This is a genomic window from Arthrobacter sp. MYb214 (assembly GCF_002979865.1).
GTDB lineage: Bacteria > Actinomycetota > Actinomycetes > Actinomycetales > Micrococcaceae > Glutamicibacter.
The window spans coordinates 636056-657913 of record NZ_PCPZ01000002.1; the positions used below are offsets into that span (position 1 = coordinate 636056).

A 21858-nucleotide genomic window follows, 5' to 3' on the forward strand; every position below is an offset into this window, starting at 1 on the left:
CATCGCTAGGGAACCAGGATGACCTTGCCGGTGGTGGCGCGCGATTCCAGCGCGGCATGGGCCGCGGCGGCTTCGGCCAGCGGGAACTCGGCGCCGATGCGCACATCGATGTCCCCGGTGGCGACCCAGCCGAAGATATCGCCGAAGCGCCAGTGCAGCTCCTGCTCGGTGGCCAGGAAGTCATCGAGCTTCGGCCGGGTCACGCTCAGCGAACCGCCGGCGTTCAGCCGCTGCAGGTTGAAGTCCGGGACCTGGCCGCTGGCCCCGCCGAAGAGCACCAGGGTGCCGCGCCGGCGCAGGGCTGCCAGCGAGGTCTCGAAGGTGTCCTTGCCGATGCCGTCGTAGACCGCGTGCACGCCCGCGCCGCCGGTGACCTGCGCGACGGTGTCCGCCACCTGGTCGTAATCCACCACGTAGTCGGCTCCGGCCGCCTTGGCCAGGTCCTTCTTTTCCTGCGTGGAGGCGGTGGTGATCACGGTGGCGCCCTTGAGCTTGAGCAGCTGGGTGAGGATCAGGCCCACGCCGCCAGCGCCCGCGTAGGTCAAGACGGTATCGCCGGAGCGCACCATGTAGCTCGAATGCACCAGGTAGTGCGCGGTCATGCCCTGCAGCGGCAGCGCGGCGGCGATGCTCAGGTTCACCGCATCGGGCACCTTGCCCGCGCGCTTGGCTTCCACCAGCGCGTACTGGGCGTAGCCCCGGGAGCCGGAGGCGGTGGCCACCCGGTCGCCCACCTGGTACTTCTGCACGCCCTCGCCGATCTGCTCCACCACGCCGGAGAATTCGCTGCCCGGGGTGAAGGGGTAGTCCACCGTGTACACGCCGCTGCGCTGGTAGGTTTCGATGAAGTTCACGCCGGTGGCCGCGACCTTCACCAGCAGCTGGCCCGGGCCCGGGGCAGGGACCGGGATCTGATCCGGGACCAGCCCGCTGGCATCGGTCGGTTCGTGAACCACAATGGCTTGCTGCTGCATAGTGCCGCGCTCCTTAAGCTGCGTGTTTCGATCCCGGCACGCGATGCCGGGACGGTCTCCAGGGCCAGTTTAGGACTTCGGAGCGCTGCGCGGGCACCGTGGGGCGGATGTCGGGTTACGTGACGAAGAATTTTATGAATATTTATTAGCCTGCATGAATAATTCGCGGTAGAATCAGGTCATGACGATTTCAGTAGCTGTTTCCGGCGCCAGTGGATACGCCGGTGGCGAGGTCCTGCGCATCCTCGCGGCCCACCCAGAAGTAGAGATTGGCGCGATCACCGCGCATTCGCAGGCCGGGCAGCGGCTCGGCTCGATCGCCCCGCACCTGCATGCGCTCGCCGATCGCGTCCTGCTGGACACCACCGTGGAAAACCTCGCCGGGCACGACGTCGTGTTCCTGGCCCTGCCGCACGGCGCATCGGCCGCCGTGGCCGCGGCGCTGCCCGAATCCACCCTGGTCATCGACGCCGGCGCGGACCACCGGCTGGAATCCGCCGAGGCCTGGGAGAAATTCTACGGCTCGGAGCATGCCGGCTCCTGGCCCTATGGCCTGCCCGAACTTCCCGGTGCGCGCGAAAAGCTGGTGGGCACCAAGCGCGTGGCCGTCCCGGGCTGCTACCCGACCGGCGCGCAGCTGGCCCTGGCTCCGGGCTTCGCCGCTGGCCTGCTGGAAGCCGACGACGTGGTCATCGTTTCCGCCTCGGGCACCTCGGGCGCCGGCAAGTCGCTGAAGCCCAACCTGCTGGGCAGCGAAACCATGGGCTCGATGAGCACCTACGGGGTGGGCGGGTCCCACCGCCACATCCCGGAAATGGAGCAGGGCTTCTCCCAGCTCGCCGGCGAACCGGTCACCGTCTCCTTCACCCCCACCCTGGCCCCGATGCCGCGCGGCATCCTGACCACCGCCACCGCCAAGGCCAAGCCCGAGGTGAGCGAAGCGCAGCTGCGCGAAACCTGGTCCGCGGCCTATGCCGACGAGCTCTTCGTGCACCTGCTGCCCGAGGGCCAATGGCCGACCACCGGGGCGGTGCAGGGATCGAACCACGTCCAGCTGCAGCTGGCCTTCGACACCCACGCCAACCGCGTGATCGTCACCGCCGCACTGGATAATCTCACCAAGGGCACCGCAGGTGCCGCGGTCCAGTCGATGAACATCGCACTGGGACTGGAAGAAAACACCGGATTGCTCATGCAAGGAGTTGCACCGTGAGCCTCGCGCACACCAACACCCACCCATCCGCTGCCGCCACCGGGGTCACCGCACCGGCGGGCTTCGCCGCCGCCGGCGTCCCGGCAGGCCTGAAGTCCACCGGCAAGAACGACGTGGTCGTGGTCAAAAACCTCGGCCCGCAGTTCACCGCCGCCGGCGTATTCACCTCCAACCGCGTGGCCGCCGCCCCGGTGCACTGGTCCAAGCAGGTGCTGGCCGACGGCCGCATCGACGCCGTGGTGCTCAACTCCGGCGGGGCCAACGCCTGCACCGGCGCCGAAGGCTTCGCGAACACCCACAAGACCGCCGAATACGCCGCGCAGCTGCTCTCGGTTTCCGCCGGCGACGTGGCCGTGGCGTCCACCGGGCTGATCGGGATGCAGCTGCCCATGGACAAGCTGCTGCCCGGGGTCCAGGCTGCCGCCGGGGCGCTGGCCGACGACCAGAACGCGGCCGATGCGGCCGCCGCGGGCATCATGACCACCGACACCGTGCCGAAGCTGGTCTCCCGTATCGTCGGGGCACCGGGCTCCGGCCAGGTCATCATCGGCGGCATGGCCAAGGGCGCGGGCATGCTCGCCCCGGCGCTGGCCACCATGCTGGTGGTGCTCACCACCGATGCGGTGCTGACCTCCGCACAGGCCGATGCCGCGTTGCGCGCCGCCACCGCGATGAGCTTCGACCGCGCGGACTCCGATGGCTGCATGTCCACCAACGACACCGTGCTGCTGCTGGCCTCCGGCGCCTCGGGCGCCGCCCCGGACCTGGCCGAGTTCACCGCGGCGCTGACCGACGCCTGCTGCGAGCTGGCCGCGAAGCTGATCGAGGACGCCGAGGGCGCGCAGCACACCATCGCGATCCGCACCTTCAATGCCGCTACCGAGGCCGACGCCCTGGAAGTATCCAAGGCCGTCTCGCGCTCCAATCTGGTCAAGACCGCGGTCTTCGGCAAGGATCCGAACTGGGGCCGGGTGCTCTCCGAGGTCGGCACCACCAAGGCCGCGTTCGAACCCGATGAGCTGAACGTGTCGATCAACTCCGTGATGGTCTGCAAGAACGGCGGGGTGGGCGAGGACCGCAGCCTGGTTTCGCTCGAAGAACGCAACGTGTTGATCGAGATCGACCTGAACGCGGGCACCGAGGAAGCCACCGTGCTGACCAACGACCTGACCCACGACTACGTCCACGAGAACTCCGCCTACTCCAGCTAGGCAGAAACTAGGAACACTCCCATGGCCCACACCGCCCGCACCAACCTGGGCATCGCCCAGTCCAAGGCCGAAGCGCTCATCGAGGCGCTGCCCTGGATCCAGCGCTTCGCCGGGACCACGATGGTCATCAAATACGGTGGCAACGCGATGGTCAACGACGATCTGCGCCGCGCCTTCGCCGAGGACATCGTGTTCCTGCGCCACGCCGGGATCAACCCGGTGGTGGTGCACGGCGGGGGACCGCAGATCAACAGGATGCTCGACACCCTCGGGATCGACTCCGAATTCCGCGGCGGGCTGCGGGTGACCACCCCCGAAGCCATGGACGTGGTGCGGATGGTGCTCACCGGCCAGGTGCAGCGCGACCTGGTCGGCCTGATCAACTCGCACGGACCCTACTCGGTGGGCATGTCCGGCGAGGACGGCGCCACCTTGCAGGCAGTGCGCACCGGCACGGTCGTGGACGGCCTGCCCGTGGACCTGGGGCTGGTCGGCGAGGTCACCACCGTGCGCACCGACCAGGTGGACTCGCTGGTGGATGCCGGGATGATCCCGGTCATCTCCACCGTCGCCCCGGAGTTCGACGAATCCGGCGAGCCCACCGGCGCGGTGCTGAACGTCAACGCGGATACCGCCGCGGCCGCGCTGGCCACCGCGCTGGGCGCCGCCAAGCTGGTGATCCTCACCGACGTGGAGGGCCTGTACGCCGCCTGGCCGGACAAGTCCTCGCTGATCAGCTCGATCACCAACGACGAGCTGCGCACCATGCTGCCGTCCCTGGAATCGGGCATGATCCCGAAAATGGGCGCCTGCCTCAAAGCCGTCGACGGGGGCGTGGGCCAGGCCCACATCGTCGATGGCCGCGCCCCGCACTCGATGCTGCTGGAAATCTTCACCACCGCCGGCGTGGGCACCCAGGTGCTCCCGGCCTCCGCACAAAAGAAGGACGCCAAGTGAGCGAGCACGCCGCTGAAACCACCTCCTCCGCCCTGGCTGGAACCGCTGACGCTGCCGGGCTGGCGCAGCTGTCCTCGGCCGCCCTGGCCGAACGCTACTCCAGCTCCCTGCTCGGCGTCTTCGGCACCCCGCAGCGCGTGCTGGTGCGCGGGGCCGGCTGCCATGTCTGGGACGCCGATGGCAACCAGTACCTGGATCTGCTCGGCGGCATCGCGGTCAACACCCTGGGCCACGGGCACCCGCTGCTGGCTTCCGTGATCAGCAGCCAGCTGTCCACCCTGGGCCATGTCTCGAACTTCTTCACTTCCCCCAGCCAGATCGCGCTGGCCGAGAAGCTGCTGGACATCTCCGCCGCCCCGGCCGGCTCCAAGGTCTTCTTCGCCAACTCCGGCACCGAAGCCAATGAGGCCGCGCTGAAGCTGACCCGGCGCAACGCCGGCACGCCGCAGGCCCCGCGCACCAAGGTGATCGCCCTGGAGCATTCCTTCCATGGCCGCACCCTGGGCGCGCTGTCGCTGACCTACAAGGAAAAGTACCGCGCGCCCTTCGCCCCGCTGCCCGAAAACGTCAGCTGGATCCCGGCCGGGGACATCGACGCGCTGCGTGCCGCGGTGGACGAAACCGTCGCGGCGGTCTTCATCGAGCCGATCCAGGGCGAAGCCGGCGTGAAGATGCTCTCCGCGCAGTACCTGCAGGCCGCCCGCGACATCACCCGCGAAGCCGGCGCCCTGCTGGTCTTCGACGAGGTGCAGACCGGCATGGGCCGCACCGGGGCGTTCTTCGCCTCGGCCCCGGTGATCCCGGATGTGATGACGCTGGCCAAGGGCCTGGGCGGAGGCTTCCCGATCGGCGCGATGATCGTGTTCGGCGAGGAGAACACCCGCTGGCTGGCCCCGGGCGACCACGGCACCACCTTCGGCGGCAACCCGGTGGCCTGCGCTGCCGGCCTGGCCGTCATCCACACCATCGAATCCCAGAACCTGCTGGCCCACGTGCGCGCCACCGGCGCCTGGCTGCGCGAGCAGCTGGCAGGCGTCGAGGGCATCGCCGCCGTGCGCGGCGCCGGGCTGCTCACCGCCTTCGAACTGGAATCCGCCAACGCGCCGAAGCTGGTTGCCGCGGCGCTGGATGCCGGATTCATCGTCAACGCCACCGACGAGAAGACCATCCGCCTGGCCCCGCCTCTGGTGATCACCACCGAGCAGCTGGGCACCCTGATCGCGGCCCTGCCGCAGCTGATCAGGGCCGCCAGCTAGCGGCCGGCAGCAACTTCGCGACCACCCCCTGCGACAGCAAAGGACTAACACCATGAGCGCAACCCGCCACTTCCTGACCGACCTGGATTTCACCCCCGACGAGCAGTCCAAGGTGCTGGACCTGGCCGCGGCGATGAAGGCCGACAAGTACGGCTACCAGCCGTTCGCCGGCCCGCAGAGCGTCGCGGTCTTCTTCGACAAGACCTCCACCCGCACCCGCGTGTCCTTCCACGCCGGCATCGCCGAACTCGGCGGCTCGCCGCTGATCATCAACTCCGCCGATTCGCAGCTGGGCCACAAGGAGTCCATCGCCGATTCCGCCAAGGTGCTCGAGCGCATGGTCTCCACCATCGTGTGGCGCACCTTCGCCCAGTCCGGCCTGGAAGAAATGGCCGCGAACTCTTCGGTTCCGGTGATCAACGCGCTATCCGACGACTACCACCCCTGCCAGCTGATCGCCGACCTGCTCACCGTGCGCGAGCACAAGGGCAAGACCGCCGGGCTGACCATGGCCTACCTGGGCGACGCGGCCAACAACATGGCCAACTCCTACCTGCTGGCCGGGGTCACCGCCGGCATGCACGTGCGCATCGCCGGCCCCGAGGGCTACCTGCCCGAAGCCCGCATCATCGAGGCCGCGCAGCAGCGCGCCGCGCTGACCGGGGGATCGGCCACGATCACCACCGATGCCGCCGCCGCGCTGCAAGACGCCGACGTGGTCGTCACCGACACCTGGGTGTCCATGGGCCAGGAAGCCGAGAAGGCCGAACGCCAGCAGCTGTTCACCGGCTACTCGGTGACCGCCGAAGCCATGAAGCTGGCCAAGGACGACGCGATCGTGCTGCATTGCCTGCCGGCCTACCGCGGCTACGAGATCGACGCCGAGGTCATCGACGGCCCGCAGTCGGTCGTGTTCGACGAGGCCGAGAACCGCGTGCACGCGCAGAAGGCCGTGATGGCCTGGCTGATGGTCGCCTCCGGCCTGGCCGAAGATCCACGAGTGGAGCTCTAGGATGTCCGCCCAGCCAAGCACCAAAACCGCCCGCCAGGCCCGCATCCGCGCGTTCCTGGGCAACAACTCGGTCAAGTCCCAGGCCGAGCTGCTCGGCCTGCTCAAGGACGACGGGCTGGAAGTCACCCAGGCCACGCTCTCGCGCGACCTGGTGGAAATCGGAGCGGTGCGCATCCGCGACAACTCCGGGCAGCTGATCTACGCGGTGCGCCAGGAAGGCGGGGACCGTTCCCCGAAGACCGCGATCACCCAGGAAGTGCTCGACGCGCGCCTGGCCAAGATCTGCGCCGAGCAGCTGGTCACCGCCGAGGCCTCCGGGAATATCGTGGTGCTGCGCACCCCGCCGGGCGCGGCGAACCTGCTGGCCCTGGCCATCGACCACTCGCAGATGCCCTCGATCCTGGGCTGCATCGCGGGGGATGACACCATCATGGTCACCACCCGCGCGGCCGACGGCGGCGCCGAAGTGGCCGCCCGCTTCCTGCAGCTGGCCGAGCCGCGCTGACCGGCGCCGCCAGTCCATCGGGCGCTTGCCGCCGCGAACTTCTCCACAGTCCGCGGCGGCTTTGCCATGCCGGTCGAGATGGCGCCCGATGATCGGGGCATGGAACCACTTCAGAGCGCCAGCGCCACGAGCACCGCGGGACCCGCACTGGCCGCCAGCCTGGGGACCGTGGCGCAGCAGCTGGCCAGCGGCACCCCGCTGGACGCCGCCAGCTTGCTGCGCGCCGAAGCAGCGTGCCTGTTCCTGTTCCAGAACCTCTGCGCCCAGGCCTCGGGCTGCGCCGATCCGCGCCTCGCGCTAGCCCACGCCCACTTCGCCGAAGCCTTCAGCCGGCAAGCCGCCCGCACCGTCGTGATGGCGGCTAGCCAGGTGGAGACCAGCGCCGCCCACTCCCTGGACCTCGCCGAATTCGACCACCTGCGCGCGGGCACCACCGATTTCAGCGCCCCTGCGCAATTCGCGCCCGGCCGCACCCTCTACCTCGATGCGGCCACCGTCCTGTCCCAGATGCTGGATGTGAATTATTTCGAGGCCGACCGCCGCGTCAAGGACGCCCATCTGGTCCACGCCCGCAAGGATATCGCCGGTGCTGCCTGCGCCCCGCGTTTCACCCTGCTCGCAGAACACTTCGCCGGCACCCCCGCGCCAGGCACGCCAGTCGCAGATCCGTCCACGGAGGCCTTGCTGTCGCCGGCCGGCTGGGCCCTGCCGGGCCTGCACAGCACGCCGGATCCCCGCGAGGTGCTGAAAACCGCCCGCGCGCTGGACAAGTTCGAACCCGAGGACACCACCTTCGACGGCCTGCCCACCACGGCCACTGCCAAGGCCGCGGACGGCACCTTGCTGGAGGAGCATGCCGCCGCGCACCTGAGGGAAGACCAGATCCGCATCCGGCAGAAGCGCATCAATGGCTTGATCAAGGAGTACAAGGACGCGCACGACCAGGCTCCGACCCCGAAGCTGGGCCTCTTCCGCGGCAAGGTGGTCAACGGGGTCCATGAATTCATCGTCCGTGTCCGGGAGATCGACGCGGAACTCTGGGAATCGCTGATCACGCAGGCCGACAACAAGCGCACCAAGGCCGGCGCCGCCGCCCGCAAGGCCGCAGGCGCCGCCAGCGACAGCCCTTCCGGCGATGAGCACGGCGATACCGCAGAGCCGTCTTCCAGCGGACACCCCGGCCCGGAGCCCGACCCCGACCCGGAATTCGACGGCGGCCAGCAAGCGCCTGATGGCAAGGCCGAGTGGGAAGAACCCGCGGAGCACCTCTGGAACAGCGACCAACCTGCTCCGGACTGGGCGGGCGTTGGCCTGCCAGCTCCTGCGGATGATGCCACGCCAGATCCCGACCCGCCGAACCCGCCGGGCACACCACTGCCGGGCTTGCCGGCAACTTGTTCGGTGCCCGAACGCCGGCTCAATGCGCTGAATGCAATCCTGCGCAATATCGGCCCCGACAGCCGGGGCAAGCGCATCACCCCCGAAATCGTGGTGCACGCGCGCTTCGAGGATCTCCAGGATCTCGCATCGCTCACCGGCATCAGCGCGCACGGCGTGAGAATTTCCGCGCCCCAGTTGCGCACCATGCTGTGCGAAGCCAAGGTGATCAGCCCGATCTACAACGTGGACGGGGTGATCATGGATATCGGACGCGACGCCCGGCTCTTCCCGCGCTGGATGAAACTTGCCGCCCGCGACCGGGACGGCGGCTGCCTGGTCCCAGGCTGCACGGCAGACCCGGCACTGATCGAATTCCACCACTTCAAACCGTGGGCCAAGGGCGGCCATACCCGACTCCAGGACTGCTGCCCGCTCTGCGCACTGCACCACACCATGGTCCACAGCGGCTACCTGAAACTGGTCAAGATCAAGGGCCTGCCCCATGTCATCCTGCCCAAGCATCTGGATCCGCAGCAGCTGCCGCGGCGCAACACCTATTTCGCCCGCACCTAGCTGCCCGACCTCGCAAAACTGCCGCGCCCTCGACTAGGAGTGCGCGGCAGAGTTCGTGCGTTAATGCCATTCGGATCCGGTCAGGCGGCAATATCCTCCACGGCATCCAGCGAGAAGGCCCGCTCGAAGGCGGCCTGGACCTCATCGGTATGCGCGACCAGGATGATCTTGTGGATCGGCGAAATATGCTTATTGGTCTCGATCCACCGGCTGATCGCTGCATGGGCGATGCTGGCAACCTGCTCAGGATCCCACCCGAACGCCCCTGCGCCAATCGCCGGGAACGCGACCGAGTGGGCCTCGTGGCGGGCCGCGACATACAGGGAGTTCACGAAGCAGTCATCGAGGATCTTGGGGTTCGGCTTGATCAGCGCCAAGTTGGGGGCCGCGGTGTGGACGACCCACTTGGCATGCAGGTTGCCGGCCTTGGTGACGACGGCAATGCCCGAAGGAATCCCGTCGGGGTAGCGGTTGGCCCGAATTTCCCGGCAGGCGGCCAGCAGGCTGGGACCAGCAGCTGCATGGATCGCGCCGTCGACGCCGCCTCCACCGAGCAGCGAAGGATTGGCCGCATTGACGATGGCATCAACATGAAGGGTGGTGATATCACCCCGGTACAGCTGGATTTCCATTGGGTACCTCCGAAGAACGTTCCGTATCGGCTCTATGATCACACCATACGCCCGGGCGCTGAGTACTGGAAGAGGCAAAACTTAAGGTTTCCTGCGTGTTCCGGAGCCTAGCCAGGCCCCGCAGAGCAGGCCGCAGCGATAAGCATGTGATGCATGAATCGGCACACCGTTGCATAAATATGAGTTACATTGCATAAAGCTTTGCTAGAGTAGGGTGCAACGTCATTTTTCTCCGGCAGAAAGGAACGGGCCATGGCCTCGTCAACAAATGAAGGATCGCTCTGGGGCGGTCGCTTCTCCGGCGGCCCAGCGGATGCAATGGCAGCGCTGAGCAAGTCCACCCACTTCGACTGGCGCCTGGCCAGCTACGATATTGCCGGATCCCGTGCCCATGCCAAGGTGCTGAACCGCGCGGGCCTGCTCACCGATGCCGAGCTGGCAGACATGATCGCCGCCCTGGACCAGCTCGAAGCCGACGTCATCTCCGAGGCCTATGTCGCAGCGCCAACCGACGAAGACGTCCACGGCTCGCTGGAACGCGGCCTGCTGGAGCGCGCCGGCACCGCCCTGGGCGGCAAGCTGCGCGCCGGCCGGTCGCGCAATGACCAGATCGCCACCCTGGGCCGGATGTTCCTGCGCGACCACGCGCGGATCATCGCCCGCGGCGTGATCGACACCCTTGACGCGATGGTCGAGCAGGCCAAGGCGCACCCCTATGCGCCGATGCCCGGCCGCACCCACCTGCAGCATGCCCAGCCGATCCTGCTCTCGCACCTGCTGCTGGCCTACTCCTGGCCGCTGCTGCGCGATGTGCAGCGCCTGGTCGACTGGGACAAGCGTGCCGCCGTGTCGCCCTATGGTTCCGGTGCGCTGGCCGGCCAGACCCTGGGCCTGGATCCGAACTTCGTCGCCGCCGAGCTGGGCTTCGACTCGGCCGTGCACAACTCGATCGACGGCACCGCCGCCCGCGACGTGTTCGCCGAATTCTCCTGGATCGCGGCCATGATCGGCGTTGACCTCTCGCGCGTCTCGGAGGAGGTCATCCTCTGGGCCACCAAGGAATTCAGCTTCGTGAAGCTGCACGACTCCTTCTCCACCGGCTCCTCGATCATGCCGCAGAAGAAGAACCCCGATATCGCCGAGCTGGCCCGCGGCAAGGCAGGGCGCCTGATCGGCGACCTGACCGGCCTGCTGGCTACCCTCAAGGCCTTGCCCCTGGCCTACAACCGCGACCTGCAGGAAGACAAGGAACCGGTGTTCGACGCCGCGGACACCCTGGAAATCCTGCTGCCGGCGGTCGCCGGAATGATGGGCACCTTGACCTTCAATACCGAGCGCATGGCGGATCTGGCCCCGCAGGGCTTCGCCTTGGCGACCGACATCGCCGAATGGCTGGTCCGCCAGGGCGTGCCGTTCCGCGACGCCCACGAACTCTCCGGCGCTGCGGTGCAGCTGGCCGAATCGCGCGGCGTGGAACTGTGGGACTTGACCGACGAGGAATACGCCGGCATCTCCGAGCATCTGACCCCGGCGGTGCGCGAGGTGCTCTCCACCGAGGGTTCGCTGAACGCCCGCAACGGCCAGGGCGGCACCGCCCCGAGCGCGGTCGCAGCGCAGCTCGCCGAGTTCGAGCGACAGCTCGACCAGATCAAGGCCTGGGCCAAGTAGCACCGGGCAGGGCCAAGCGGCCGCCGCGCGGGAAGAATCCTGCCCGGCGGCCGCTTGCGCGTTAACCACGGCTTCGAGCCCTTGCGCATTTGCGCCCGGTTCGCGCTAAAGTGTGATTCATGACTCGACTCCTGGCCCCTGCCGAACTCATCGCGCAGGTCACCACCGCATTGGATGAACTTTCCGTACAGGTGCGGGAGGTTCCCGACACCCAGTACAGCAAGCCCAGTTCGCTGCCGGGCTGGAGCACCGCCCAGCTGATCGCGCATCTGGCCTCCTTCGCGAAGGCCGCCGTGCGCCAGTTCGAGAACGCCGGAGCCCAGCGGCCGCCGCTGATGTACGACGGGGGCGCCGAGGGCCGGATCGAGGCGATCAACATGACCGCGCTGATGCGCCCGGAGTCCCTGCGCGCCTTGGCCGCCGACGCGTTGGCCCAGTTGCGCGCCACCCTGCCTGGTGCCGAAGCCACGTGGGAGCAGCCGGTGGGGTACCGCCCGGGGGCCAAGGCCGCGGACCTGATGTACGCGACCTGGCGAGAGATGCTGATCCACGCCACCGACCTGGACGAATTCCTGCGCCCGGCCGCCAGCTGGCCGCCGGCATTCAGCGCGCATCTGTTCCGGGCGCTCGAAGCCCGCGTTCCGGAAGGAACCCGTCTGGTGCTGCAGCCGCATGGCAAACCCCGGATGGTGCTCGGGGACGGGGCGAAATCGTGGGTGCTCTCGGGCGCCGATTTCGACTTGGCCGCATGGATGGCCGGACGCCCTGCGGCCGGGCCGGTGCAGGTTACCGCGGCCGCCGACGGGGCCGCGGACCCGCAGCTGCTGCCCTGGCCCAGCGATCGCTTGATGAACCGCTAGCCTGGATGGTTAACCGCCGTACCGCATGGACACCGCCCAAAATGTGCTCATGATTATGCACGATCGTGCGGCGTGCGGCGCGCGGAGGGACTAAAATTACTAGGCGTGACTACTTCTGAGAGCATTAGCGACCTGCTGGATCGACTGTGCGAGATCGTGCCCGACTACCCGCAGCCAGGGATCTCCTTCAAGGACCTCACCCCGGTCTTCGCCGACCCGACCGGCCTGCGCCGCATGGTCGACGAGCTGATCGCCCCCTTCGAGGGGCAGTTCGACATCGTCGCGGGCCTCGAAGCCCGCGGTTTCGTGCTGGCGGCGGCCGCCGCCTACGCCTCGGGGAAGGGCATGCTGACCATCCGCAAGGCCGGCAAGCTGCCGCGCGAGGTCTACCGCGACGAGTACACCTTGGAATACGGCACCAGTTGCCTGGAGGTGCACAAGGACGAGATCGCCCCGGGCACCCGCGTGCTGATTCTCGACGACGTGCTGGCCACCGGCGGCACCGTGGGTTCAGCGGTCCGCCTGCTGGAGCAGACCGGTGCCAGGATCGCCGGCGTCGGCGTCGTGCTGGAACTCGATGGCCTCGAAGGACGGGCCAAGCTGCCGGGGCACAAGGTGCTCTCCTTGCAGGTCGTCCACTCCTGAGCCGGGCAGCGCGGTGCCGAAGCGGCAGTCGGGAAGCGGCGCGCAGGTAACAAACCGCCACGCTTCCACGCCGCTGGCGAACAGCCCGGCAGCGGGCCCGGCCAGCGCTTGGCACCGGTGCGCGCGATTACCTGCGCCGGGCCAAAGGCGCGTATCATTATCTGTCCTGTGTTTTTACGTGGGAACCGTTTTACGTAGGGCCCTGTGCTTTGCGCAGGGGCACATTTTGAGCGCGAGGGGAAACTGGGTTGACCGATACGATCGAGGCCGATCTGTTAGCTGAATCCGACTATGTGGGCCGCCTGTACGCGCGGCTGGACGAGTTGCGCGCCGAAAAGGTGGAGCAGCTTGAGCGCACCCGGGCCCAGGGGGCGGTGGGCACCTTCCAGAACATGTCCGAACGCGACTCTTTCGCCACCCTCTACGAGGACCGGATTGCCCAGCTCGACGCCGTCGAGGACCGCCTGGTCTTCGGCCGCCTGGATATGGCAGCCAACGGCCAGGGGCAGGAAGCCGGCAACGGCTCATCCTCCGGCACTCCTCGCTACATCGGCCGCATCGGCCTGTCCGACGAGGACCTGAACCGGCTGATGATCGACTGGCGCGCCAGCGAAGCGGCCCCCTTCTACCAGGCGACCGCGCTGAATCCGCGCGGGGTGCGCCGCCGCCGCCACCTGATGCTCAAGGGCCGGACCGTGGCCGGCATCGAGGACGACGTGCTCGACGAGACCTGGCTGGATGAGGGGCACACCCACCACGGCGAGGGCGCGCTGATGGCCGCTTTGCGCGAGAAGCGCACCGGCCGCATGGGCGATATCGTCGGCACCATCCAGGCCGAGCAGGATGCGATCATCCGCGCGCAGCTGCCCGGCGCCGTCGTGGTCCAGGGCGGTCCGGGCACCGGCAAGACCGCCGTCGCCCTGCACCGCGCGGCGTTCCTGCTCTACGAGTACCGCGAACGGCTGAAGAACGCCGGGGTGCTGATCGTCGGCCCGTCCACTTCCTTCATGCGCTACATCGAGCGCGTACTGCCCTCGCTGGGCGAGACCGGCGTGGTCATGTCCTCGGTGGGCGAGCTCTACCACGGCATCCACGCCGTGCCGGAAACCAACCGCACCGTCGCCCGGCTCAAGGGCCAGCTGTCCATGGCCAGGGTGATCGCCACTGCGGTGCGCAACCGCCAGCGGCTGATTCCGGAAACCCGCACCCTGGTGGTGGAGGGAACCCGCCTGACCCTGACCCCGAAAATGGTCAAGAACGCGCGCGAACGCGCCCGCCACACCCACAAGCCCTACAACGAGGCGCGCGAAACCTTCGTCAAGGTGCTGGTGGGGGACCTGGCCGAACAGCTGCGCCGCAAGCTGGAGGAATCGGCCGGGCAGTCCTCGACCACCGACCGTTCCTACCTGCCCCAGGAAGTGCGCGAATCGCACGATGTGCGCGTGGCGCTGAACCTGTGCTGGATGCCGATGACCCCGCAGCAGCTGGTGGCAGAGTTGTTCGCCACCCCGCACCTTTTGGCCGCCGCGGCCCCGCACCTGAAGGAAACGGACCGCGACGCCCTGTACCGCCGGGCCGGCTCGCCGTTCACCGAGGCCGATGTGCCGCTGCTCGATGAGGCATCCGGGCTGCTCGGCGAGTTCGCCGACCCGCTGGCCGGCACGCACACCGCCCAGTACGAGGCCGACGTGGAAAATGCCAAGGCCGCGCTGCGCAATATGCACACCATGCTGGAAAACGCCGGCATCGACGGTGTGGTCACCGCGGAGCAGGTGGCCGGAGTGAACCAGGAAACTGCGGCCCGGCTCACGGCCGCCGAACGCGCCGTCGCCGATCGCACCTGGGCCTACGGGCACATCGTGGTCGACGAGGCGCAGGAGCTTTCGCCGATGCAGTGGCGCCTGCTGGTTCGCCGCTGCCCGATGAAGTCCTTCACCATCGTGGGCGACATCGCCCAGACCTCGGCCGCCTCGGGCGCCAGCAGCTGGTCCCAGGCCCTGGAGCCGTTCTTCGGTGAGCGCTTCGAGCTCGAAGAGCTGACCGTCAACTACCGCACACCGGCGCAGATCGCCGACGCGGCGGTGCGCGTGGCCCAGGCCGCCGGCCTGCGGATCACCACCCCGCAGGCGGTCCGCGAAGGCGACTGGCCACCGGTGCTGACCAAAACCACCGAGGCCGAAGTCCAGGATGCGGTCCTGGCCGCGCTGGGCGAGGAGCTGGAGTACTCGGCCGGGGGACTGCAGGCGATCATCGTGCCTCAGCAGGATCTGGCCCGCATCCGCGCGGCGGTCCAGGACGTGCATGGCGACCGCGTTGGCGCCGGTTCGGGCGGATTGAGCCAGGACATCGTGGTGATCACCGCGCGCGAGTCCAAGGGCCTGGAATTCGACGGCGTGCTGATCCTGGAACCGGCCGAGCTGGTCGACGAGGTGGACGGCGGCGTGGGCGATTTGTATGTGGCGATGACCCGTACCACCCAGCGCCTGCGCGTGGTCCACACCCGCGAACTGCCTGAAGGCCTGGAAAGCTAGCAGCGCACCGCGGGGTCGGCTATGTGACCAAGGGGCGGGCCGGGGAAGTGGCACGAGCCTGCCACCAAGCGATAACCTTAAACCCATGCGCCGGGAAGGCAACCCCAACTCCCGGTGCGATCACAGGTGCACGCAAGCAGCAACGCGGGCACTCGGGGCAGAACGAAGACAGAAAATGGTCACAGTGAGCATGTCTGATACGAAGCAGAATCCCGTGATTGCGGGACAGAGCAACGACGCATCTTTCGAGAACGTCTGGCAGGAACTCAAGTGGCGCGGCCTGGTGCACGTGTCCACCGACGAAACCGAGCTGGAACGAGCCCTGTCCGAAGAGTCTGTGACCTACTATTGCGGGTTCGATCCGACTGCGCCGTCCCTGCATCTGGGCAACCTGGTGCAGTTGCTGAATATGCGCCGCCTGCAGCTGGCCGGCCACAAGCCGCTGGCCCTGGTTGGCGGTTCCACCGGCCTGATCGGCGACCCGCGCCAAACTGCGGAGCGCACCTTGAACACCAGGGAGACGGTGACCGAGTGGGTCGCCAAGCTCCAGGCGCAGGTTTCCCGCTTCCTCTCCGATGAGGGCGAGAACGCGGTGCAGCTGGTCAACAACCTGGACTGGACGCAGCAGCTGTCGGCCTTGGACTTCTTGCGCGATGTGGGCAAGTACTTCCGTGTGGGCACGATGATCAAGAAGGAGATCGTCGCCGCGCGACTGAACTCCGACGAGGGCATCAGCTACACCGAGTTCTCCTACCAGGTGCTGCAGGGCTACGACTTCCTGGAGCTGAACCGCCAGTACGGCTGCACCCTGCAGACCGGCGGCTCGGACCAGTGGGGCAACCTGACCAGCGGCACCGACCTGATCCGCAAGGTCCAGGGCAACTCGGTGCACGCCTACGGCACCCCGCTGATCACCAACTCCGACGGCACCAAGTTCGGCAAGTCCGAGGGCAACGCCATCTGGCTGGATGCCGAAATGTGCAGCCCGTACACCTTCTACCAGTTCTGGCTGAACACCTCCGACGCGGATGTGATCGACCGCTTGAAGGTATTCACCTTCCTGACCCGCGAGCAGATCGCGGAACTGGCAACCGAAGTTGCAGAGCGCCCGTTCAAGCGCGTCGCCCAGCGCACCTTGGCCTGGGAAGTCACTTCCCTGGTTCACGGTGTGCAGGCTACCGAGCAGGTGATCGCCGCTTCGGCTGCGGTCTTCGGCAATGGCGATCTGGGCGCGATTGATCTTCCTACCTTGGAATCGGTTATCGCGGAGCTGCCTTCGGCGAAGGTTGCTGCGGACGATCTGGGCATTTTGAATGTCCTGGTTGCCTCGGGCCTGAGCAAGTCATTGTCCGAAGCACGCCGTACGGTCACTGAAGGTGGCGCCTACGTCAATAACGGCAAGGTTGGCGGCATCGAAACTGAACTGGCCGAGGCGGACTTCCTGCATGGCCGCTACGCGATCGTGCGCCGCGGCAAGAAGAACATGGCAGTGGCTGAACTGGCCAAGTAGGGCCCAGTAACTACCGCACTACACGAAACCGCCGGAAAAGCTTGTGAACCAAGACACTTTTCCGGCGGTTTTGTTGTACCTAATTATGATAATCCCTAGTCAAGGTAGGATTAGTGGCTGAAATTCGACCCGTAGGCCGATTTTGCGTCGTGGCTGAACCCGTGTAGAGTTTTATCTCGCGCCGCTGATCCGGACAGCCTGAGAGGGTGAAACGGAAACGGCGGGGTGAACAAGACTGAAACGTCGAGTTGACAACGGTCAACTTGGTGGTAGGCTTGTAAAGTTGCTCCGGAGCGAAGCAGTCATCGAAGGATTGGTGGTTGTGGTGTCGAGAGTGTTTGTTGTTTGAGAACTCAATAGTGTGCCAAGTTTGTTGATACCGAATATTTTTATTTGGTGAATACATAACATTTGCTTGAGGCATTGCACCCCCGTGCAGTGTTCTTGAGTGTTTTATTATTCGCCAGGACTTCATTGGCTTCGCCCTTATTTTCCAAGGGGTTGCCGGTGGCTTTTTATTTTTTTATGGAGAGTTTGATCCTGGCTCAGGATGAACGCTGGCGGCGTGCTTAACACATGCAAGTCGAACGATGAAGCCCAGCTTGCTGGGTGGATTAGTGGCGAACGGGTGAGTAACACGTGAGTAACCTGCCCCCGACTCTGGGATAAGCCCGGGAAACTGGGTCTAATACCGGATATTACCTTTGACCGCATGGTTGTTGGTGGAAAGATTTATCGGTGGGGGATGGACTCGCGGCCTATCAGCTTGTTGGTGAGGTAATGGCTCACCAAGGCGACGACGGGTAGCCGGCCTGAGAGGGTGACCGGCCACACTGGGACTGAGACACGGCCCAGACTCCTACGGGAGGCAGCAGTGGGGAATATTGCACAATGGGCGAAAGCCTGATGCAGCGACGCCGCGTGAGGGATGACGGCCTTCGGGTTGTAAACCTCTTTCAGTAGGGAAGAAGCGAAAGTGACGGTACCTGCAGAAGAAGCGCCGGCTAACTACGTGCCAGCAGCCGCGGTAATACGTAGGGCGCAAGCGTTATCCGGATTTATTGGGCGTAAAGAGCTCGTAGGCGGTTTGTCGCGTCTGCCGTGAAAGTCCGAGGCTCAACCTCGGATCTGCGGTGGGTACGGGCAGACTAGAGTGATGTAGGGGAGACTGGAATTCCTGGTGTAGCGGTGAAATGCGCAGATATCAGGAGGAACACCGATGGCGAAGGCAGGTCTCTGGGCATTTACTGACGCTGAGGAGCGAAAGCATGGGGAGCGAACAGGATTAGATACCCTGGTAGTCCATGCCGTAAACGTTGGGCACTAGGTGTGGGGGACATTCCACGTTTTCCGCGCCGTAGCTAACGCATTAAGTGCCCCGCCTGGGGAGTACGGCCGCAAGGCTAAAACTCAAAGGAATTGACGGGGGCCCGCACAAGCGGCGGAGCATGCGGATTAATTCGATGCAACGCGAAGAACCTTACCAAGGCTTGACATGTGCCAGACCGCCTCAGAGATGGGGTTTCCCTTCGGGGCTGGTTCACAGGTGGTGCATGGTTGTCGTCAGCTCGTGTCGTGAGATGTTGGGTTAAGTCCCGCAACGAGCGCAACCCTCGTTCCATGTTGCCAGCACGTAAAGGTGGGGACTCATGGGAGACTGCCGGGGTCAACTCGGAGGAAGGTGGGGATGACGTCAAATCATCATGCCCCTTATGTCTTGGGCTTCACGCATGCTACAATGGCCGGTACAATGGGTTGCGATACTGTGAGGTGGAGCTAATCCCTAAAAGCCGGTCTCAGTTCGGATTGGGGTCTGCAACTCGACCCCATGAAGTCGGAGTCGCTAGTAATCGCAGATCAGCAACGCTGCGGTGAATACGTTCCCGGGCCTTGTACACACCGCCCGTCAAGTCACGAAAGTTGGTAACACCCGAAGCCGATGGCCTAACCACCTTGTGTGGGGGGAGTCGTCGAAGGTGGGACTGGCGATTGGGACTAAGTCGTAACAAGGTAGCCGTACCGGAAGGTGCGGCTGGATCACCTCCTTTCTAAGGAGCTAACCATTATTGGTTGCCCATGCTGGACACGAGTGTTGTCCGGGTGGGTTGCTCATGGGTGGAATATCAATGGACTCAATACCGGAAAACGTGCTGGCTGATGCTGGTGCGGGGTATTGGCTGTGGCCGCGTGGTGCTTGGGCATCTGCTAGTACGCATTGCGAGGGGTTTTCTTCTTGCGGTGCTGGAATGCGGTGTGTGGGTGTTGTGTGGTTTGTATGGTTTGGCATGCTGTTGGGTTTTGAGGCAACAAGCCTCCTTTCCTGGTGAATGGTTGCCGGGGTTCTTCCTGTGGGGAGGGTCCTGGTGGTGTTCGCTTGGGTGAGGGGTTCTTGGTGTTTCGGTGTTTGTCCTGTGTTTGCTGCAAGGATGTCCTGTTGGATTGATGCTGGCCTTTGGCTGGTGTTGGTTTTGGGGTGTTGTTGCGGGGGTGCGGGGTTGTTGTTTGGGAACTGTATAGTGAACGCGAGCATCTTGCAGATGAGATGAGCTGGGTAGTCCTTTTCCTTGGATTGCCTGGTGTTGGAGTCTTGTCTGCGTGATTTTGTTAGATTGTTTTATTGCTCATATCTTTTGACTTTGATGTTGTGTTGAAGTTTTTAAGGGCGCACGGTGGATGCCTTGGCATCAAGAGCCGATGAAGGACGTGGGAATCTGCGATAAGCCTGGTGGAGTCGATAACCGGACGTTGAGACCAGGATTTCCGAATGGGGGAACCCCGCACCATGTTATGTGGTGTGACCTGCAGCTGAATGTATAGGCTGTGTGGAGGGAACGCGGGGAAGTGAAACATCTCAGTACCCGCAGGAAGAGAAAACAACAGTGATTCCGTTAGTAGTGGCGAGCGAACGCGGATGGGGCTAAACCGGTTGGTGTGTGATAGCGGATAGGCGTTGCATCACCGGGGTTGTGGGGTCGGCATGTACCAGCGCTATCTTGCTGGTGGGATGAGGTGCAGGCGTATAGGTGAATCGGTTGGAATGCCGGACCATAGAGGGTGATAGTCCCGTAGGTGTAATGCGTGTCTGCCGTTCTAGTGTTGATACCCGAGTAGCACGGGGCCCGTGAAACCTTGTGTGAATCTGCCAGGACCACCTGGTAAGCCTGAATACTACTTGATGACCGATAGTGAATCAGTACCGTGAGGGAATGGTGAAAAGTACCCCGGGAGGGGAGTGAAATAGTACCTGAAACCGTGCGCTTACAATCCGTTAGAGCTGGGGACTTGTTCCCTGGTGATGGCGTGCCTTTTGAAGAATGAGCCTGCGAGTTAGTGTTACGTCGCGAGGTTAACCCGTGTGGGGAAGCCGTAGCGAAAGCGAGTCTGAATAGGGCGTTTGAGTGGCGTGATCTAGACCCGAAGCGAAGTGATCTACCCATGGCCAGGTTGAAGCGCGTGTAAGAGCGTGTGGAGGACCGAACCCACTTCAGTTGAAAATGGAGGGGATGAGCTGTGGGTAGGGGTGAAAGGCCAATCAAACTTCGTGATAGCTGGTTCTCCCCGAAATGCATTTAGGTGCAGCGTTGCGTGTTTCTTGCTGGAGGTAGAGCTACTGGATAGGCGATGGGCCCTACAAGGTTACTGACCTTAGCCAAACTCCGAATGCCGGCAAGTGAGAGCGCAGCAGTGAGACTGTGGGGGATAAGCTTCATAGTCGAGAGGGAAACAGCCCAGAACGCCAACTAAGGCCCCTAAGCGTGTGCTAAGTGGAAAAGGATGTGGAGTTGCTGTGACAACCAGGAGGTTGGCTTAGAAGCAGCCACCCTTGAAAGAGTGCGTAATAGCTCACTGGTCAAGTGATTCCGCGCCGATAATGTAGCGGGGCTCAAGCACACCGCCGAAGTTGCGTCATTCAAATATTAACCTGGTTTCGATTGGGTGTTTGGATGGGTAGGGGAGCGTCGTGTGGACGGTGAAGTCGCGGTGTAAACCAGCGGTGGAGGCCACACGAGTGAGAATGCAGGCATGAGTAGCGAATGACGGGTGAGAAACCCGTCCGCCGAATGATCAAGGGTTCCAGGGTTAAGCTAATCTGCCCTGGGTTAGTCGGGACCTAAGGCGAGGCCGACAGGCGTAGTCGATGGACAACGGGTTGATATTCCCGTACCGGCGAAGGACCGCCCATACTGAGCTGTGGATGCTAACCATGATTGACGCTAGCTGTTGGTGCCTTCGGGTATCTTGCTGGTTGATGTGGTGGGAACCGATGCAGTGAGGTCAGCGTATTAACAGGTGTGACGCAGGAAGGTAGCCGAGCCAGGCAATGGAATTGACCTGGTCCAAGGGTGTAGGAAGAGTGGTTGGCAAATCCGCCGCTCATATATTCTGAGACCTGATAGGCGCCCCGTTTTCGGGGTGATTCGGTGATCCTATGCTGCCTAGAAAAGCATCGGCGCGAGGTCCAAGTCCGCCCGTACCCCAAACCGACACAGGTGATCAGGTAGAGAATACTAAGGCGATCGAGAGAATCATGGTTAAGGAACTCGGCAAAATGCCCCCGTAACTTCGGAAGAAGGGGGGCCTGCCCCGTGATGAGAACTTGCTTCTCTGATGCGGGTGTGGGCCGCAGAGACCAGGGGGAAGCGACTGTTTACTAAAAACACAGGTCCGTGCGAAGTCGCAAGACGATGTATACGGACTGACTCCTGCCCGGTGCTGGAAGGTTAAGAGGACTGGTTAGCAGTAATGCGAAGCTGAGAATTTAAGCCCCAGTAAACGGCGGTGGTAACTATAACCATCCTAAGGTAGCGAAATTCCTTGTCGGGTAAGTTCCGACCTGCACGAATGGAGTAACGACTTCCCCGCTGTCTCAACCATGAACTCGGCGAAATTGCAGTACGAGTAAAGATGCTCGTTACGCGCAGCAGGACGGA

Annotated in this window: 14 protein-coding genes and 2 rRNA genes; 14 read left to right on the forward strand and 2 right to left on the reverse strand. The window is 64.6% G+C overall.

The genetic code is table 11. The annotated features are described in order from the left end of the window. Window positions 1-5 precede the first annotated feature (5 nt). Window positions 6-974: a quinone oxidoreductase family protein gene (locus CQ012_RS08675; protein ID WP_181149039.1), complete on the reverse strand. Its 969-nt coding sequence runs from the start codon at window positions 972-974 to the stop codon at window positions 6-8. A gap of 181 nt (window positions 975-1155) precedes the next feature. On the opposite strand from CQ012_RS08675, the gene argC reads away from it, so the two are divergent. The 7 genes from argC to CQ012_RS08710 all read left to right on the forward strand — a co-directional run bounded on the left by argC (window position 1156) and on the right by CQ012_RS08710 (window position 9081). Then, window positions 1156-2187, forward strand: coding sequence for an N-acetyl-gamma-glutamyl-phosphate reductase (gene argC, locus CQ012_RS08680; protein WP_105661895.1), 1032 nt, complete (start codon window positions 1156-1158; stop codon window positions 2185-2187). After that, the gene (gene argJ / locus CQ012_RS08685; protein WP_105658133.1) at window positions 2184-3398 is read left to right on the forward strand and encodes a bifunctional glutamate N-acetyltransferase/amino-acid acetyltransferase ArgJ; all 1215 of its coding nucleotides are present in this window, start codon (window positions 2184-2186) and stop codon (window positions 3396-3398) included. The genes argC and argJ overlap by 4 nt, the downstream gene beginning before the upstream one ends. A gap of 21 nt (window positions 3399-3419) precedes the next feature. Continuing rightward, entirely contained in the window at window positions 3420-4355 is a 936-nt protein-coding gene (gene argB, locus CQ012_RS08690) for an acetylglutamate kinase (RefSeq protein ID WP_105661896.1), read from the forward strand. Continuing rightward, window positions 4352-5611, forward strand: a complete 1260-nt coding sequence (locus CQ012_RS08695) for an acetylornithine transaminase (RefSeq protein WP_105661897.1) — start codon at window positions 4352-4354, stop codon at window positions 5609-5611. Before argB ends, CQ012_RS08695 begins: the two co-directional genes overlap by 4 nt. A gap of 52 nt (window positions 5612-5663) precedes the next feature. Then, window positions 5664-6623 (forward strand): ornithine carbamoyltransferase, encoded by a 960-nt coding sequence (gene argF, locus CQ012_RS08700; protein ID WP_105658130.1) that lies wholly within the window; start codon window positions 5664-5666, stop codon window positions 6621-6623. 1 nt (window position 6624) lies between these two features. After that, the gene (locus tag CQ012_RS08705) at window positions 6625-7128 is read left to right on the forward strand and encodes an arginine repressor (protein WP_105658129.1); all 504 of its coding nucleotides are present in this window, start codon (window positions 6625-6627) and stop codon (window positions 7126-7128) included. Window positions 7129-7227: 99 nt separating this feature from the next. Then, window positions 7228-9081, forward strand: a complete 1854-nt coding sequence (locus tag CQ012_RS08710; RefSeq protein WP_146112935.1) for an HNH endonuclease signature motif containing protein — start codon at window positions 7228-7230, stop codon at window positions 9079-9081. A gap of 80 nt (window positions 9082-9161) precedes the next feature. Here CQ012_RS08710 and CQ012_RS08715 read toward each other — a convergent pair whose 3' ends face one another. After that, on the reverse strand, window positions 9162-9713 hold the full coding sequence (locus CQ012_RS08715) for a macro domain-containing protein (RefSeq protein ID WP_105661899.1): 552 nt from the start codon (window positions 9711-9713) through the stop codon (window positions 9162-9164). Window positions 9714-9965: 252 nt separating this feature from the next. Here CQ012_RS08715 and argH point away from each other — a divergent pair, with 252 nt between their 5' ends. The 7 genes from argH to CQ012_RS08750 all read left to right on the forward strand — a co-directional run. Next, complete coding sequence (argH, locus tag CQ012_RS08720; RefSeq protein WP_105658126.1) at window positions 9966-11381, forward strand: argininosuccinate lyase; 1416 nt, start codon at window positions 9966-9968, stop codon at window positions 11379-11381. 119 nt (window positions 11382-11500) lie between these two features. Further along, the gene (locus CQ012_RS08725; protein WP_105658125.1) at window positions 11501-12241 is read left to right on the forward strand and encodes a maleylpyruvate isomerase family mycothiol-dependent enzyme; all 741 of its coding nucleotides are present in this window, start codon (window positions 11501-11503) and stop codon (window positions 12239-12241) included. A gap of 105 nt (window positions 12242-12346) precedes the next feature. After that, window positions 12347-12886, forward strand: coding sequence for an adenine phosphoribosyltransferase (locus tag CQ012_RS08730; RefSeq protein WP_105658124.1), 540 nt, complete (start codon window positions 12347-12349; stop codon window positions 12884-12886). A gap of 248 nt (window positions 12887-13134) precedes the next feature. Continuing rightward, window positions 13135-15417 (forward strand): HelD family protein, encoded by a 2283-nt coding sequence (locus tag CQ012_RS08735; protein WP_105658123.1) that lies wholly within the window; start codon window positions 13135-13137, stop codon window positions 15415-15417. Window positions 15418-15607: 190 nt separating this feature from the next. Continuing rightward, window positions 15608-16927, forward strand: a complete 1320-nt coding sequence (tyrS, locus tag CQ012_RS08740; RefSeq protein WP_105658122.1) for a tyrosine--tRNA ligase — start codon at window positions 15608-15610, stop codon at window positions 16925-16927. Window positions 16928-17449: 522 nt separating this feature from the next. Next, window positions 17450-18975 (forward strand): 16S ribosomal RNA (locus CQ012_RS08745). A gap of 598 nt (window positions 18976-19573) precedes the next feature. Next, window positions 19574-21858 (forward strand): 23S ribosomal RNA (locus CQ012_RS08750); the annotation flags it as partial.